Genomic DNA, 16,347 nt, shown 5'->3' with positions numbered 1-16,347 from the left:
TCGCCTGCCAACCCCGCAAGCCATGCTCCTCGCGGCTATCGGCGTTTTTCCACACTCAACGGGGACATAGCCTTTTTAAACGCTGGCGATGTGCCGACTTCACGGATTGACAAGGATTCACAAAGCCTCAGGCATGCGACGTGCGACGACCCTGACCGCGCACGCCCAAAAACTCATGCACCCACAGAAAGCAAAAAGCGCTTGATCGACAAGCGCTTTGCAGATTTCCGTCAATTGCAGCTCAGAGCCTGGAGCGGATTTCCGGCAGGGCTTTCTGCAGGTAGTAGATCATGGACCACACCGTAAGCACTGCGGCAACCCAGATCAGCCAGTGCCCCCAGACACCGGTGTCGATCACGCCGAACAGCACTTTGTCGTAGAGCAGAAAGGGAATCGCCACCATCTGCGCCATCGTCTTGAGCTTGCCTATCATGTGCACGGCCACGCTCTTGCTGGCACCGATATGAGCCATCCACTCGCGCAGCGCCGAGATGGCGATCTCGCGGCCGATGATGATCAGGGCCACAAACACATCGGCGCGCTGCAGATGCACCAGCACCAGCAGCGAAGCGCAGACCAGGAACTTGTCGGCCACCGGATCCAGAAACGCACCGAACGCCGAGGTCTGGTTGAGCTTGCGGGCAAGATAGCCATCGAGCCAGTCCGTCGCTGCAAACACGATGAACATCAAGGTGGCAATCAGATTGCGCGTGGTCTGGTCCAGCGGCGCATAAAACACCCCGACGATGAGCGGAATCGCCACAATCCGCGTACAGGTCAGCAAGGTGGGGATGGTCAAGAACATGGGCGCCATTGTGTCACGTGCCAAAGGCTCCGGCGCGCATCCTCCTGCATTGAAGCCGGCTCAATGCAAGGCACGGTAGATTTCGTCCGCCAGCGTGGCGGAAATGCCTTCGACCGTCATCAGGTCCTCAACGCTGGCCTCGGCCACGCCGCGCACGCCGCCGAAGCGCTGCAGCAGCCGTGCACGCTTCTTGGGGCCCACGCCGGGAATCTCCTCAAGCTGGCCGCCGCCCACGCGCACCTTGGCGCGCGCAGCGCGCATGCCGGTGATGGCAAAGCGATGGGCCTCGTCGCGGATCTGGGCCACCAGCATCAGCGCCGCGGAGTCGTGCCCCAGATAGACCTTGTCGCGCCCGTCGGCAAAGACCAGCTCTTCCAGACCGACCTTGCGGCCCTCGCCTTTTTCCACGCCGACGATGCGCGAGATATCCAGTCCGAGTTCGGTGAACACCTCGCGCGCCATGCTGACCTGGCCCTTGCCGCCATCGACCAGCACCAGATCGGGCAGATGCGGCTGCTTGCCGGTCAGCTCGGCACCGCCCGCCTCGCGCTGGGCCTCGGCCACGGGCTTGTAGCGGCGCATGAGCACCTGTCGCATGGCCGCATAGTCGTCGCCGCCCGTGATGCCCTCGATATTGAAGCGGCGGTACTCGCTGCTCTGCATCTTGTGGTGGTGGAACACCACGCAGGAGGCCTGGGTGCTCTCGCCGCTGGTGTGCGAGATGTCGAAGCACTCGATGCTCAGCTTGTCCAGGCTCTCCTCGGGCAGATCCAGCGCCTCGGCCAGGGCGCGGGTGCGCGCCTGTTGCGAACCCTCCTCGGCCAGCAGGCGCGCGAGCTGGATGTCGGCATTCTTCTGGGCCATCTCCAGCCAGATGCGGCGCTGCTCGCGCGGCTGCTGTACCACGCCGATGCGGATTCCGGTCTGCTCGATCAGCAGCTCCACCAGTTTTCTGTCCACCGCATGGCTGACGATGAGCGTGGGCGGTATGGCCACACCCACATAGTGCTGGGCGATGAAGGCATCGAGCACCAGCTCTTCCACGGGGCGCGCCGCCGCCGCATCAAGCTCCTGCTCGCTGGAATACACCGAGGCCGCATCGCCGAGGTTGGCGGGGAAATACGGCCGGTCGCCCAGATGGCGGCCGCCGCGCACCATGGCCAGGTTCACGCAGGCGCGGCCGCCCTGGACCTTGACGGCCAGGATGTCCACATCCTTGTCATCGGCCGTCTCTATGGCTTGCTGGTGCAGCACGCGCGACAGGGCCGTGATCTGGTTGCGCACCTCGGCCGCTTTTTCGTACTCGAGTTTTTCGGCGTGCTCCATCATGCGCGCCTCCAGCTGCCGCATCAGCTCCTGGGTTTCACCGCGCAGCATGGCTTCGGCATTGCCCACATCGAGCGCATAGGCCTCGGGCGAGATCAGGCCCACGCAAGGCCCGGTGCAGCGCTTGATCTGGTAGAGCAGGCAGGGGCGGCTGCGGTTGGCAAACACCGTGTCCTCGCAGGTGCGCAGGCGGAACACCTTCTGCAGCAGCTGCATGCTCTCCTTCACGGCCCAGGCGCTGGGATAGGGTCCGAAGTAGCGATGCTTCTTGTCCACCGAGCCGCGGTAATAAGCCATGCGCGGAAAGACCTGAAAAGCCGGCTCCCCATCCTTGCCGTCGCGCTGCGACACCCCTGTGATCTTGAGATAGGGATAGCTTTTGTCGTCCCTGAACAAGATGTTGTACTTGGGGTGCAGGGTCTTGATCAGATTGTTTTCCAGCAGCAGCGCCTCGGCCTCGGAGCGCACCACCGTGGTCTCCAGGCGCGCGATCTTGCCGACCATATGGCCTATGCGCGTGCCGCCATGGTCTTTCTGGAAATAGCTGGAGACGCGGCGCTTGAGGTTGATGGCCTTGCCCACATAGAGCAAGACTCCCTCGGCATCGAAGTAGCGATACACGCCCGGCAGCGGCGGCAGCGCTGCCACCTGGGCCAGCAGTTCATCGGAGTGCGTGGAAGACATGGGCGCTATTGTCGGCGCATGTGAACATCCCGCGACGCAGCGCGTCATCCAACGGCCTCACGCTTCCACAAAAATAGCTGCACGTGCTTGACACATAGGCACCGCGGCCGTTTTACATGCAAAAAGGCCCGGACGGTCCGGGCCTCGGGTCAGGCGCAATACGCCGCTTACTCGGCTTCGATCTTGGAGGACTTCACCACCTGGGCCCAGTTCGCGTACTCGGTCTTGGCCATGGCGCCCAGCTGCTGCGGGTTCATATAGTCCGCCGCGGCGCCCTGCTCCTCGGCTTTCTTCTTGAAGGCCGGGTCTTCGACCACCTTCTTCAGATCGGCCGCCAGCTTGTCGATCACGGGCTGGGGCGTGGCCTTGGGGGCAAACACGGCAAACCACGAGGTGGCGTTCACCCCGGGGTAGCCGGCTTCGGCCGTGGTCGGCACATTGGGCAGGCTGGGCAGGCGCTGCTTGCCCGTCACGGCCAGCACCCGCAGCTTGCCGCTTTGCACATGGGGCATGAACGGCGGCGCGGTGCCGAAGGTCAGGTCCACCTGGCCGCCCAGCAGATCCTGCAGCGCGGGGCCCGTGCCCTTGTAGGGAACGTGCACCATCTTCACGCCGGCCTGCTGCTCCAGCATGGCCCCCGTCACATGCTGCAGCGAACCATTGCCCGAAGAGGCGTAATTGAGCTTGCCTGGATGGGCCTTGGCGTAGCCGACCAGCTCGGCCAGCGTCTTCACCGGCAGTTCGGCGCGCACCACGATGATCTGCGGCGCCGACAGCACATTGGCCACGGACGCGAAATCGCCCTGCTCCCAGCTCTTGGCCTTGACCAGATGGGGCGAGATCACGTGGTAGCCCGAATACTGCATGAGCAGCGTGTAGCCGTCGGGCTCGGCCCGCTTGACCAGATTGGCGGCAATGGCACCGTTGCCGCCGCCCTTGTTGTCCACCACCACGGACTGGCCCAGCACCGGTGCCAAGGCCTGCGCGGCCATGCGACCGGCCAGGTCGGTGGTGCCGCCCGCAGCGGCCGGCACGATCATGAGCACGGTCTTGTTGGGATAGCTGCCCTGGGCCACGGCCTGGCCGGCCGGCAGACCCAGAACCAGGGCCGCCGCCGCAGCGGCCAGATGTAGGCGTTGACGTTGAATGCGCATGGGAATGTCTCCTTGTTGGTATGCGTGATGTATGGGAATGGATGGGCGGCACCTCCCCCGAGGCACCGCGCATCAAGCGGCATGGCTGTGCTCTCAGGCCTTGGCCAGCGCGCGCTCTCTGATTTCCGCAAAATTTGCGGGCGGCCGGTGCAGATCCCAGCGCGCGCCGGCCTTGACGATCTGGCTTGGCGTCTCGTGCCCGATCAGGGCCGGCAGCGTCTGCGCCGCGGCCACGACCCGTGCCAGCTCCACGCCGGTGTCGTAGCCCATGAGCTGCAGCGCATGCACGATCTCCTCGGTGCAGGCATTGCCCGAAGCCCCTGGCGCGTACGGGCAGCCGCCCAGGCCGCCTATCGAAGCGTCGAACCGGTCGGCGCCCGCTGCAATGGACGCCAGCACATTGGCCAATGCCATGCCGCGCGTATTGTGGAAATGCAGGGTCAGACCCAGTGCAGGCCAGCGCGCCCTGAAAGCCCTGGCCATCTCATGCACCTGACTGGGATAGGCCATGCCCGTGGTGTCGCACAGTGTGATGCCCTGCACGCCCAGATCGGCAAAGCGCTGCACCCAGGCCAGCACTTCGGCCTGCGGCACATCGCCCTCCATGGGGCAGCCGAAGCAGCACGACAGCGAGACGTTGACCGGCACGCCGGCCTGCTGCGCCGTGGCAATCACCTGCTGCAGGGAAGCGAACGACTGCGTGCGCTGCATGCGCAGATTGCAGAGGTTGTGCGTCTCGCTGACCGACATGACCAGATTGAGCTCGTCCGTGCGCGCCTCGATGGCGCGCTCGGCGCCGCGCACATTGGGCACCAGCGCCGTGTAGACGGTGCCGGGCCGGCGCGCTATCTCGCGCATCACGATCTCCCCATCGCGCAGCGCAGGAATCGCCGTGGGCGAGACGAAGGCCGTGACTTCGATCTTGGACAGGCCGGCCTGGGACAGCGCATTGACCAGGGCAATCTTGTCCTCGGTGGGCACAAAGGCCTGCTCCATCTGCAGTCCGTCGCGCGTGCCGACCTCATTCATGAAGATGCGGCGGCCCGCACCGTGCCAGATAGAGGGGCTGGATGCTGCTGCGGCGCTCATTGGATGATGCCTTTTTCACGCAGCCGCGCGATCTGCTCGGTCGTCAACCCCAGCTTGGCCAGCACGACGTCGGTATCGTCGCCCACATGGGGAGCGCTGGCGCGTACCGTGCCGGGCGTGAGCGAAAGCTTGGGCACGATGCCCGGCACTTCCACGTCATAGCCGTCGCGCGTGTGCTGGGTCAGGATCATGTCGCGGGCGCGGTAATGCGGGTCCTCGGCAATATCCCGGGCCGTATAGACCTTGCCTGCGGGCACACGGGCCTTGCCCAGCTCCTCCATCACGGTGCGCACGCTGCGGCCGTGGGTCCAGTCGCCGATGGCGGCATCGATCTCGGCCACGCGCGCCACGCGGCCCGCGTTGTGCGCCAGATCGGGAGCGTCGGCCAGGTCCTGGCGATCGATCGCCGTCATCAGGCGCTTGAAGATGGAGTCGCCATTGCCGGCCACCAGCACCCAGCCGTCCTGGCAGGGATAGGCGTTGGAAGGCGCAATCCCCGGCAGCGCACTGCCTGCGGCCTCGCGCACGGCGCCAAAAGCGCTGTATTCGGGCAGCAGGCTTTCCATCACGTTGAACACGGCCTCGTGCAGGGCCACATCGATGACCTGGCCCGGGCCGCCGTTCACCTTGCGGTGGTAGAGCGCCATCATCACGCCGATCACGCCATGCAGCGCGGCCAGCGTGTCGCCGATGGACACTCCCACGCGCACCGGCACGCGGCCCGGCTCGGCCGTCAGGTGGCGCAGGCCGCCCATGGCTTCGCCGATCACGCCAAAGCCCGGCAGGTCGCGATAGGGGCCGGTCTGGCCGTAGCCCGAGATGCGCAGGATCACGAGACCGGGATTGATGGCATGCAGCTCGGCAGGAGACATGCCCCAGCCTTCGAGCGTGCCGGGGCGGAAGTTCTCCACCAGCACGTCGGCCTCGGCAATCAGGCGGCGGGCCACATCCTGGGCCTCCTTCTGGCGCAGGTCCAGTGCCACCGAACGCTTGTTGCGCGACTGCACCTGCCACCAGACGGAAGTGCCTTCCTTGATCAAGCGCCAGTTGCGCAGCGGGTCGCCGGCACCCGGAGCTTCGATCTTGATCACCTCGGCACCGAATTCGCCCAGGGTCTTGCCGCAGAACGGGCCGGCGATCAGTTGCCCCATTTCCACCACCTTCACGCCTTGCAGCGCGCTGGGCGTATCGAGAGGCGTGGTCGGGTGCTTGATGTTTTTTGCGTTCATCCAGTTGTCTCTCTTGCTGCCGCGCCTCCAAAGCGAAACACGGCTTTTCAGGCCATCTTGCCCTGGGCACCGCACATTGCAAAACGCTTAAATGCGAAGCTGCCATCGCATTTGGGCATAGCCCAAGCGGGATAATTGCCAATCCTATGAAACTGGACCCGATCACCCTGCGCCTGTTTGTGGCTGTGATGGAAGAAAACGCCATCGCGCGAGCCGCCGCGCGCGAGCACATCGCGCCCTCGGCCGCCAGCCGGCGCCTCGCAGAACTCGAGGATCAGCTGCAGGTGGAGCTCTTCACGCGCAGCAACCGCGGCAGCACGCCCACGGCCGCTGCCTATGCCCTGCTGCATATGGCGCGCGGCGTACTCAACGAGCTCGACGGCATCGCCACGCAGATGAAGGACTATGCGCACGACGGCGGCAAAGGCCTGCGCGGCCATGTACGCGTGATGGCCAACATCTCCAGCATCACCCAGTTCCTGCCCGCGCAACTGCAGCGCTTTATGAGCCGGCACCCGCATGTGGACGTGCGCCTGCAGGAGCGCGTGAGCACCGACATCGCACGCGCGGTCGCCGACAACGAAGCCGACATCGGCCTGCTCAACCACGGCAGCTACGGCGACAAGATCAGCCTGCGCCCCTACCGCAGCGACCGCCTCGCCGTGGTCGTTCCTCAGGGCCATGCGCTGGCCCGGCAGCGCAAGCTGGCCCTGGCCCAGGTGGTGGCGCACGACCTGATAGGCATGCATGCCGACAGCGCGCTCAACCACCTGATCACCCGCGCGGCCGCCGACCAGGGCCTGCAACCGCGCCTGCGCATGAAGGTGACGGGCTACGACGCGCTATGCCTGATGGTGGCCGCCGGCCTCGGCATAGGCATCCTGCCCGAGGGCAGCGCGCGCATCTACATAGGCGCACTGCCGCTGCGCTGCATACGGCTGGCCGAGCCCTGGGCCGAGCGCCAGCTCATGCTCTGCGTGCGCTCGCAGGATGCGCTGTCGCCCGTGGCCCAGTTGCTGGTCGAGCATCTATGCCGGCCAGAACCCACAGAAATTGAATAGCACATGCTGGATTTTCTCCCCCTTGCCTCAGAGGCAGCACCCCACGCCCATGCGCCGCTGAGCTGGGATATTTTTTGCCAGGTCATAGACAACTTCGGCGATGTCGGCGTGTGCTGGCGCACCGCGGCCGAACTGGCGGCGCGCGGCCAGACCGTGCGCCTGTGGATGGACGATGCCAGCGCCTTGCAATGGATGGCGCCCCAGCCATGGCCCCGGGGCCTGAGCCTGCATGCCTGGTCCGATGCGGCGGCTGCCGTACCCGAGACCACAGGCGATGTGGTGATCGAGGCTTTTGGCTGCGAGATTCCCCAGGCTTTTGTGGCCGCCATTGCGCGCAAGGCCGAGCGGGACAGGGCGCCGGTCTGGATCAATCTTGAATACCTGTCGGCCGAAGACTATGTGGAGCGCTGCCATCGCCTGCCCTCACGCATCATGTCCGGACCGGCCTCCGGACTCACGCGCTGGTTCTTCTACCCGGGCTTTACGGAGGCGACCGGTGCGCTGCTGCGTGAGCGGGATCTGGGCGCTCGCCAGCAGAGTTTTGCGGCGCAACGCCCGCAGTGGCGCGCGGAACATGGGATCCTGTCCGGCGAATGCGCGCTTTCGCTGTTCTGCTACGAGCCCCCTGCCCTGGCGCAATGGCTGGGCCAATTACTGACCCAATCGCAAGCCCCTGGGGCGCTGCAGGCCAGGCTGCTGGTCACGCCCGGCCGCGCGGCGGCGGCCATGCGGGCCCTGCCCGAGGCCGCACAAGTCGCCAGCTGCTATCTGCCGCCCCGACCCCAGCCGCAATTCGACGAAATGCTCTGGGCCTGCGACCTCAATCTGGTGCGCGGAGAAGACTCTCTGGTACGCGCGCTGTGGGCCGGCCAGCCTCTGGTCTGGCATATCTACCCCCAGCACGACAACGCCCACCACGACAAGCTCGAGGCATTTCTGGACTGGCTCCAGGCACCGGCCAGCCTGCGCGCCTTCCACCACGCGTGGAACGGCATGACCGCACCGCAAGCATTGCCTTTGCTGAGCCCCGAAATGCTAGAGCAATGGCAGCAATGCACACAGGCTGCGCGGGCACAATTGGCCGCACAAACGGATTTGATTGAGCAGCTTCAAGCTTTTGTGGCCGAAAAAAGCTAAAATTGCGGTTTGCCTCTCTGAGGGCTATCGCAACCGGGGCACCGGGCGATCTTGCTTTCGGGGTCGCGCCCCGCCGCGGTACACGCGGCAGGCCCCGCCGCCGCATCTTTGACCGTTGCACCACGCAACCATTGCGAACAGCTTGCCTGCCGTGTAGAGCGGCTTCAACCTTTCAAACGCAAGCCATGAAAATCGCTCAAGAAATCCGCGCAGGCAATGTGATCATGTTCGGCAAGGACCCCATGATCGTTCTGAAGACCGAATACGCTCGCGGCGGCCGTGGCGCTGCCACCGTGCGCATGAAGCTCAAGAGCCTGATCGGCAACTTCGGCACGGAAAACGTGTTCAAGGCCGACGACAAGATCGACAACGTGATCCTGGACAAGAAGGATTGCACCTACTCCTACTTCGCCGACCCCATGTACGTGTGGATGGACACCGAGTTCAACCAGTACGAAGTCGAAGCCGAGAACATGGCCGACGCCCTGAACTACCTGGAAGACGGCATGCAAGCCGAAGTGGTGTTCTACGACGGCAAGGCCATCTCCTGCGAACTGCCCACCACCGTGGTGCGCGAAATCACCTGGACCGAGCCTGCCGTCAAGGGCGACACTTCCGGCAAGGTGATGAAGCCCGCCAAGATCGCAACCGGCTTCGAAGTGGCCGTGCCCCTGTTCGTGGCCCAGGAAGACAAGATCGAAATCGACACCCGCACCGGCGAATACCGCAAGCGCGTGTAATGCGGCGGCAGCTCTTGCGGCTGCTTCCCATGCAAAAAAGGCTTCCATCCGGAAGCCTTTTTTTATCCACTTAATTTCAGGAGCTGCTGGCGCTTGTGCTTTCCAGGTTTCAGCCGGATTTAAGGCCAGAATCCAGATGCATCAGGCGCCAGCAGCTCACTTTATTGCTTAGACAGGAATGCCCACCAGATCATGGCCCTGGGTGCCCACGATGCGCACGCTGATCAGCTCGCCCACCTTGTAGGTCTTGCTGGCCTTCTCGGGCGGCTGGATATGCACCACGCCGTCGATCTCGGGCGCATCCGCATAGGTACGGCCCACGCCGCCCTTCTTGCCCAGGCTCACGGCCTTGTCCACCAGCACCTTCATGACCTGGCCCACGCGACGCTGCAGGCGCTGGGTGGAGACCTCTTCGGCCACTTCCATGAAGCGCGCACGGCGCGCCTCGCGCACCTCCTCGGGCAGCATGCCGGGCAGTTCGTTGGCCGTGGCGCCTTCGACGGGGCTGTAGGCAAAACAGCCGGCGCGGTCGATCTCTGCCTCGCGGATGAAGTTCAGCAGATGCTCGAACTCTTCCTCGGTCTCGCCGGGGAAGCCGGCGATGAAGGTGGAGCGAATCACCAGTTCGGGGCAGACCTTGCGCCATTCCTTGATGCGCTCCAGGTTCTTCTCGCCACTGGCCGGGCGCTTCATGCGCTTCAGGACATCGGGATGGCTGTGCTGCAGCGGCACGTCCAGGTAAGGCAGCACCTTGCCTTCGGCCATCAGCGGCAGGATGGCATCCACCGTGGGATAGGGATACACATAGTGCAGGCGCACCCAGGCGCCATGCTGGCTGGCCAGCTTGCCCAGTTCCTCGACCAGCTCGAACATGCGGGTCTTGACCGGCTTGCCGTCCCAGAAGCCTGTGCGGTACTTCACGTCCACGCCGTAGGCCGAGGTGTCCTGGCTGATGACCAGCAGTTCCTTGACGCCGCCTTCGAACAGCGCCTTGGCTTCCTTGAGCACATCGCCGATGGGGCGCGACACCAGATCGCCGCGCATCGAGGGAATGATGCAGAAGGTGCAGCGGTGGTTGCAGCCCTCGGAAATCTTCAGATACGCATAGTGCTTGGGCGTGAGCTTGATGCCGGCCTCGCCGAAGCTGCCGGGCACCAGGTCGATGAACGGATCGTGAGGCTTGGGCAGATGGGTGTGGACCGCATCCATCACCTCCTGCGTGGCATGCGGGCCGGTCACGGCCAGCACGCTGGGATGCACCTCGGCCACCATATTGCCGCCTTCCTTGCCGGCCTTGGCGCCCAGGCAGCCCGTCACGATCACCTTGCCGTTGGCGGCCAGCGCCTCGCCGATGGTGTCCAGGCTCTCCTTGACCGCATCGTCGATGAAGCCGCAGGTATTGACAATGACCAGATCCGCGCCTTCAAAGGTCTTGGAGGTCTGGTAGCCCTCGGCACTGAGCTGCGTGAGGATCAGCTCGGAGTCCGTGAGCGCCTTGGGGCAGCCCAGGGAGACGAAGCCGACCTTGGGGACAGTCGTTTGCATGTTGCTATCAGAATCTGTTGATTTCATTTGACTTTTCCAGCGGCGCGGCCTCGACGCAAAACAGCGATTTTATTTCAGCCGCTTTTTCAGGCAGGCGCAGCACCATCTACCCGCTCCGCGCAAGAGTGCATGGCAAATGGCAGGATGAACGAAAAAAGCGCCACAGCTCCAGTAGCCGTAGCGCCTATATCTGGTGGATGCGGCAAAGCTCAAGCCGCGATCAAGGGATGGAAAGTCCGGGCCGCCATCGACGCCCATCCAAGCCCCAGCGAATCCAATCCCGCATTTTATCATCAAACACCCAATAGCCCTGCGCGCCCACAGGCTGCATCCTGCAGCGCCCATGCCTGCCGCCCCTCCGCCGGCCGCCAGTATTTTCGGCCAGGCCCTGATGCCCAGGCGGCGGCGCAGGGGCTTGGCGTTTCTTGAAAGCGCTCAATGCAGCGGGAAAGCGGACTTGCCGGACGCAGCCCTCTTTGTGATCTCGGCGCCGCTCATCAACGACGAGGCCCTCAGGATCGGGGCTACAACCCGGTATATGCGCTCGGGATCGGGCCCGCGCATGTCGAAATACCCGTCGTTGCCGTCGGCGTGAAGTTCGGCCTCGTCCACCTCGCCCACACCCGCCCGCCGCACGGCCTTGTCGAGCCGGCCATGCAAGACACGGACGCGCGACAAGTCCGCTGGCTGGTACTCGAAATGCACGGTCAGCGCCGGCCCCGTTGATTGTGCGGCGCCGCCGGCAAGCGGCAGCATGCACAGCGCCCAAGTGATGATCGTGGTTTTCAACATAGTCCTGTCAGGGCGCCGCAGCGCCATTTCTCGCTTTCATGTTCTCAAGAGCCGACGCCCAGCAGCATCTGCGCGCCGCCCGCCAGGGGCGGGAGTTCGGCAAAGTCGCAATTTTTTTGTCGAAATATGTTATTTTTTGTTGCATCAAACCAATTCGCAAAAATAAACTCCCAGGCACTGCATTTAATTGCCAACTGTGTTTTAACGGATTTTCAAAAAATCAAATTCTGAAGAATCTAAAAAATAAATAAAAACAATGAGCTATGGATTGAGAAGGCAGTTTCTGCTTCTCTTTTCGTGATCTGCATCACCTCTGTCAGCAATGATATGTCCGTAGCCAATAATCACATTTATGTGCTTGCGCCGTCCCTGGCCATCCTGTTTCTGGCCGGGCTGCTCGTGGTTTGCTGGCTTATCCAGCGCCAGCAACGTTTTCTGCTGTGGCTGGGCGCGGCATACGCACTTGCAGCCCTATCCCTGGGCTTTCGGAGCATTGCGCCGTTTGAGGTGCTGAACCGCCACCTGGTGACAGCCGGCACCTTGTATCTGCTGGGCACATGGTGCCTCGCCATGAGCTTGGCGGAACGCAGGCATGTGTCCACTCACCCGCGGGCCGCTCTGTTGGTGGGTGTGCTGAGCCTGGCGGCGCTGTTTTATTTCACCCATGTTGACCCCAATTTGTGGTTTCGGCTGCATTTATTCAGCTTCGGCACAGGGCTGATTCTTTTGCTGCCAATACCTGCGGTTTTCAAAAACGAGCGCCCAAAATATTGGCTGGATCAGGCCTTGCTTTGGTCCTATGTGACATATGCAGTCCTTACCATGCTGCGCCCACTGCTGACCTTGCTTCTGGGCTACACCGAGCTTGGCGATTTTTTGCACGCGACCTCTGCTTACTGGGTCATCACGTTGATGAGCACCCTGTTTTTTGCCCTGCTGTTCACGGTCTTGATGTGTGCCGCGACCATCAGGGAGACCATCGACAAGTTGCGCCGCGAGCGCGACCACGACACCTTGACGAAGATCCTGAACCGCCGGGCGTTTTATGAAACCGCTCAGCAGCGGCTTGCGGACCAGCGCCTGTACCCCATCGCCATCCTGGCAGGCGACATCGATCACTTCAAACGCATCAACGACGCCTGGGGACACGACCGGGGCGATCTGGTTTTGCAGTTCGTGTCTTCCACACTGCAGCGCAATGTGCGCAGCAACGACCTGGTGGCCCGCTTTGGCGGGGAAGAATTTGTGCTGCTGCTGACACGCATAGATCTGGAAGATGCGGAGCGCGTGGCCCAACGCATACGGCTTGAACTCAGCTCGGACAGCACCACCCTGCCTCACGGGCCCAAGCTGACCATGAGTTTCGGCATCTCCGCCATCACGGATCCGACCCAGCTGGAGAATGCGTTGAAAGAGGCCGATGAGCTGCTGTACGGCGCAAAAAACGCGGGTCGCGACCGCGTGCATGTGATCGGCCGCATCTATCCAGACATCAGCTTTGAGCACACCATACCGATGGGTGAAATCATTGAACTGCCTCTTGGCAGATAGCAGCCCGGGCTGCAAGCGGCGGCCCTGCGAGGCCATATTTTTCCAGCCGGCGGAAATCACGCCGCTGGCTTGCAAGCCCTCAAGAACCCGCAGACGCGCGTTTTCCCAATAGCCCCGACTGCAACCCCCCGCTATAGCCCGGACGGCCATGGCCTGTGTCTCAGCGAGAGACCTTATTTCCCGCGCCTTGGGCTCAGGCGCCTGCACCGACCTTCAGTCACGAGACAGCCAGGTTTTCAAAACAAAAAACCCGCCGAGGCGGGCTCCATGAGCACTTAGCAGCGGCCCTTCTTGGCTTGGCCGGGCGGGCAGTGATAACCGCCATCATCGTAATCCTGGCCCTGATCATTGCCTCGACCATGACCTCGGCCATGGTCGTAATACGGCGGCGGCACAACACAGCCTGTGAGCATCAAGGCCACTGCGGCCAATGCAAGCATCTTTTTCATAGTTCACCTCTTCAATTAAGCATGCGGGGCTTTTGGCCCTTCGCCCAAGTCAGACAAGCCATCCCCGGAATCTCGGACAGACGACAGCCCTGACCCATAGCCGCGCCAGACCCGCAAAGCGTGAGAATTGTTTTCAGCCACCTTGCAGGTGGTTTTTGTTTTGGAAATATCGAGAACCACAAGCAACACACCGGCAGGCGGTATTCATAGGCCTCCGCCCGCCGGACAGATGCAAGTCCCCCGAACAGAATGACGTGTTGCGCAATCGGCATGCGCATCTTGACCCTCATCGAGCGGCCGCCGCGCCGTCGACCTTGTCGGCCGGAGCCTGGTCTGGATCGCTCCCAGAGTTACGCGTCGGCATCGACGCCACCCATCACGCACCAAGGTCGCGAAACGGCAATCCCCGAAGTGCAGAAATCCCCACTGTGGGCACAAAACGAAAAAGCCGCTACAACCTTAACAGTTGTAGCGGCTTGAATTCTCTGGTGGGTCCTGCGAGATTCGAACTCGCGACCAACGGATTAAAAGTCCGCTGCTCTACCGACTGAGCTAAAGACCCTGCCACACCTCATGAGCAGTATTTGCCTAATCAGTGGAATAACGCTATTGTATCCTATTTTCCCCGGCCCGCAGACAAGCTGCGCGCCAGCTGGTCCAGCACCCACCCCGCAGCGCATTGGCCAAAGGTTGCGGTGACCGCGACCACCGAGCCATAGCCGTGGCAGTTGAGGCTGCCGTCCCCGCCGTCAAGCGCGCAGGATGCATCGGGCGGCGCCACGGCTTCGCGGCTGAAGACGCAGGTCACGCCCATGCGCTTGCCATCCTTGGGCGCTCCATGCTGCTTGCGCAGACGATAGCGCAGCTGCGCGAGCAAGGGGTCATGGGTGGTGGCACTGAGATCATCGATATCCACCAGATGCGCGAGTCGCTTGCCGCCGGCCGCCCCCACCGAGATGAAGCACTGCTTGCTCTTGCGTGCCTGGGCCGCCATGGCGGCCTTGGCCTTGACCTGGTCGCAGGCATCGATCACCGCATCGGCATCCGCAGGCAGAAGCTGCAGCCAGTTGTCGGCGTCGACAAACTCGTCCACGCATTCCACGCGGCAGCCGGGATTGATCTGCGCGATGCGCTCGCGCATGGCCTCGATCTTGGCCTGACCCACGGTGCTGCTCAGCGCATGGATCTGGCGGTTGATATTGGACTCGGCCACATGGTCCATGTCGATCAGCGTCAGCCGCCCCACGCCGCTGCGCGCCAGCGCCTCGGCCGTCCACGAGCCCACGCCGCCGATACCGACGACCACCACATGGGCGGCGCGAATATTGGCTGCGCCTTGCACGCCATAGAGGCGCTCGAGTCCGCCAAAGCGACGCTGCAGGTCCGCGTCCTCCGGAGAAAAAACAGCGCCTGCTGGAGGCGCTGTTTCCGCATTAGCCTGCGTCTTGTCGGCCATCACTTGAGCGCCGCCAGCTTGGATTTGGCAAGCCCAGCGGCTTCCGAGTTGGGATAGGCCTGCAGCAGCTCTTCCAGCGTCTTGCGCGCTGCCTTGGCGTCCTTGAGCTCCACCTGGCAGTTGGCAATGGACAGGGCGGCTTCGGGCGCACGCAAATGCATGGGCGCATTGGTTATGACCGAGCGGAAGTTGGCAATGGCATTCTTGTAGTCGCGGGTTGCGTACTGCGAATTGCCCAGCCAGAAACGCACGGAAGGCGTGTAGCCGCTCTTGGGCCACTGGCGCAGAAAGCCTGCAAAAGCCTGGCCAGCCTCGGGAAACTTGCCCGCACGGAACAGCGCCAACGCCTCGTCGAAGTCGTGCTTCTCGTTGCGGTCGGCCGTGAAGTCCTGGCCATCCACATTCACGCTGACGGGTTCGAACTGGCGCAGCCGCTCGTCAAAGCCCTTGGCCAGATCCTTCTGGCCACGCTGCAGGTCGGCGGCATCCCGGGTGAGCTGCTCGTTCTGACCGCGCAGCCTAGCCTGGTCGGCCTTGAGCGCTTCGATCTGCGACTGCAGGTCGAGCAGGCTGCGGCGAGTCTGCTCCTGCGATTGCTGCAGGCTGTCGGCGCGTTGACGCAGCTCGATGATGGCGCGGCGAGCCTCGTCATCACCAAACAGGGCTGCATGGGCGCTGATGGCGGAGCCGGCCAGGAGACCGGCCGCCAGCAGTTGGGGCAGCGATACGTGACGGAGAGTCAACAAAGCCTGCTTCATCATTAACGGTAGTTGATTTCAACGCGACGGTTCTGGGCGTAAGCGTCTTCGCTATGGCCTTCCGCAGCGGGCTTTTCCTTGCCATAGCTCACGGCTTCCACCTGGGCATCATTCACACCCAGCAGGCCCAGCGAGCGGCGCACGGCTTCGGCGCGCTTCTGACCCAGGGCCAGGTTGTATTCGCGGCCGCCGCGCTCGTCGGTGTGGCCTTCCAGCTGCACCTTGGCGCCGGGATGGGCCTTGATGAACTTGGCATGGGCTTCGATCTGAGGCTGTGCATCGGGCTTGACAGAGTAGCTGTCAAAGTCGAAGTAAACGATGCGGCTTACACCCTGAGGGCCGGCCTTGGAGGCGGCGGAACCCGTCAGGTCCACACCCGATACGCCGCTTTGGCCCTGGCCATTGGCGCCGGCGCCCTGGCTGGTCAGCGAGCCATCGACGGGCTTGTCGTCGAGCTTGACACCCGAGCTGCAACCGGCAACCAGAGCGGTCACGGCCAAGGCCAAAGAAAGACGTTTGATAGTCAACATGAGATTTCTCCGAACAGTCCACAACGGACTTCATCACTAGG

At 63.1% G+C, this 16,347-nt stretch carries 15 protein-coding genes and 1 tRNA gene; 4 read left to right on the top strand and 12 right to left on the bottom strand.

Annotation, left to right across the window (positions count from 1 at the left end):
• Window positions 1–241 precede the first annotated feature (241 nt).
• From pgsA to AB6724_RS18960, 5 genes are all read right to left on the bottom strand, one after another.
• A complete protein-coding gene (gene pgsA / locus AB6724_RS18980; RefSeq protein ID WP_369340096.1) occupies window positions 242–805 on the bottom strand; it encodes a CDP-diacylglycerol--glycerol-3-phosphate 3-phosphatidyltransferase in 564 nt (187 codons plus the stop codon).
• A gap of 60 nt (window positions 806–865) precedes the next feature.
• Window positions 866–2,815, bottom strand: a complete 1,950-nt coding sequence (gene uvrC / locus AB6724_RS18975) for an excinuclease ABC subunit UvrC (RefSeq protein WP_369340095.1) — start codon at window positions 2,813–2,815, stop codon at window positions 866–868.
• 167 nt (window positions 2,816–2,982) lie between these two features.
• Window positions 2,983–3,969 (bottom strand): Bug family tripartite tricarboxylate transporter substrate binding protein, encoded by a 987-nt coding sequence (locus AB6724_RS18970; protein ID WP_369340094.1) that lies wholly within the window; start codon window positions 3,967–3,969, stop codon window positions 2,983–2,985.
• A 93-nt stretch (window positions 3,970–4,062) separates the two neighbouring features.
• Window positions 4,063–5,058, bottom strand: coding sequence for a hydroxymethylglutaryl-CoA lyase (locus AB6724_RS18965; protein WP_369340093.1), 996 nt, complete (start codon window positions 5,056–5,058; stop codon window positions 4,063–4,065).
• Window positions 5,055–6,287: a CaiB/BaiF CoA transferase family protein gene (locus AB6724_RS18960; protein WP_369340092.1), complete on the bottom strand. Its 1,233-nt coding sequence runs from the start codon at window positions 6,285–6,287 to the stop codon at window positions 5,055–5,057. Before AB6724_RS18960 ends, AB6724_RS18965 begins: the two co-directional genes overlap by 4 nt.
• Before the next feature lie 146 nt (window positions 6,288–6,433).
• On the opposite strand from AB6724_RS18960, the gene AB6724_RS18955 reads away from it, so the two are divergent.
• The 3 genes from AB6724_RS18955 (at window position 6,434) to efp (ending at window position 9,225) form a co-directional block, all read left to right on the top strand.
• On the top strand, window positions 6,434–7,348 hold the full coding sequence (locus AB6724_RS18955; RefSeq protein ID WP_369340091.1) for a LysR family transcriptional regulator: 915 nt from the start codon (window positions 6,434–6,436) through the stop codon (window positions 7,346–7,348).
• 3 nt (window positions 7,349–7,351) lie between these two features.
• The gene (earP, locus tag AB6724_RS18950; RefSeq protein ID WP_369340090.1) at window positions 7,352–8,485 is read left to right on the top strand and encodes an elongation factor P maturation arginine rhamnosyltransferase EarP; all 1,134 of its coding nucleotides are present in this window, start codon (window positions 7,352–7,354) and stop codon (window positions 8,483–8,485) included.
• Between the two features lie 185 nt (window positions 8,486–8,670).
• The gene (efp, locus tag AB6724_RS18945) at window positions 8,671–9,225 is read left to right on the top strand and encodes an elongation factor P (protein ID WP_369340089.1); all 555 of its coding nucleotides are present in this window, start codon (window positions 8,671–8,673) and stop codon (window positions 9,223–9,225) included.
• A gap of 168 nt (window positions 9,226–9,393) precedes the next feature.
• On the opposite strand, the gene rimO is transcribed toward efp, so the two are convergent.
• Together rimO and AB6724_RS18935 are read right to left on the bottom strand one after the other, a co-directional pair.
• A complete protein-coding gene (gene rimO / locus AB6724_RS18940) occupies window positions 9,394–10,797 on the bottom strand; it encodes a 30S ribosomal protein S12 methylthiotransferase RimO (protein WP_439329899.1) in 1,404 nt (467 codons plus the stop codon).
• A 408-nt stretch (window positions 10,798–11,205) separates the two neighbouring features.
• Window positions 11,206–11,562 carry a hypothetical protein gene (locus tag AB6724_RS18935; protein WP_369340087.1) on the bottom strand — a complete coding sequence of 119 codons (357 nt, stop codon included), beginning with the start codon at window positions 11,560–11,562 and terminating at the stop codon, window positions 11,206–11,208.
• 327 nt (window positions 11,563–11,889) lie between these two features.
• Here AB6724_RS18935 and AB6724_RS18930 point away from each other — a divergent pair, with 327 nt between their 5' ends.
• Entirely contained in the window at window positions 11,890–13,113 is a 1,224-nt protein-coding gene (locus AB6724_RS18930; RefSeq protein WP_369340086.1) for a GGDEF domain-containing protein, read from the top strand.
• A 275-nt stretch (window positions 13,114–13,388) separates the two neighbouring features.
• Here AB6724_RS18930 and AB6724_RS18925 read toward each other — a convergent pair whose 3' ends face one another.
• From AB6724_RS18925 to pal, 5 genes are all read right to left on the bottom strand, one after another.
• Window positions 13,389–13,562, bottom strand: a complete 174-nt coding sequence (locus AB6724_RS18925) for a hypothetical protein (RefSeq protein ID WP_369340085.1) — start codon at window positions 13,560–13,562, stop codon at window positions 13,389–13,391.
• 486 nt (window positions 13,563–14,048) lie between these two features.
• A tRNA-Lys gene (locus AB6724_RS18920) sits at window positions 14,049–14,124 on the bottom strand.
• Window positions 14,125–14,178: 54 nt separating this feature from the next.
• On the bottom strand, window positions 14,179–15,018 hold the full coding sequence (locus AB6724_RS18915) for a tRNA threonylcarbamoyladenosine dehydratase (RefSeq protein ID WP_369340084.1): 840 nt from the start codon (window positions 15,016–15,018) through the stop codon (window positions 14,179–14,181).
• Complete coding sequence (gene ybgF, locus AB6724_RS18910; protein WP_369340083.1) at window positions 15,018–15,779, bottom strand: tol-pal system protein YbgF; 762 nt, start codon at window positions 15,777–15,779, stop codon at window positions 15,018–15,020. The genes AB6724_RS18915 and ybgF overlap by 1 nt, the downstream gene beginning before the upstream one ends.
• Window positions 15,779–16,306, bottom strand: coding sequence for a peptidoglycan-associated lipoprotein Pal (gene pal, locus AB6724_RS18905; protein WP_369340082.1), 528 nt, complete (start codon window positions 16,304–16,306; stop codon window positions 15,779–15,781). The genes ybgF and pal overlap by 1 nt, the downstream gene beginning before the upstream one ends.
• Between the last annotated feature and the right edge of the window lie 41 nt (window positions 16,307–16,347).

The organism is Comamonas guangdongensis (assembly GCF_041079535.1).
GTDB classification, from domain to species: Bacteria; Pseudomonadota; Gammaproteobacteria; order Burkholderiales; family Burkholderiaceae_C; genus Comamonas; species Comamonas guangdongensis.
Note: the sequence above shows the minus strand (reverse complement) of the source record. Positions and strands in the feature narration are given on the sequence as shown.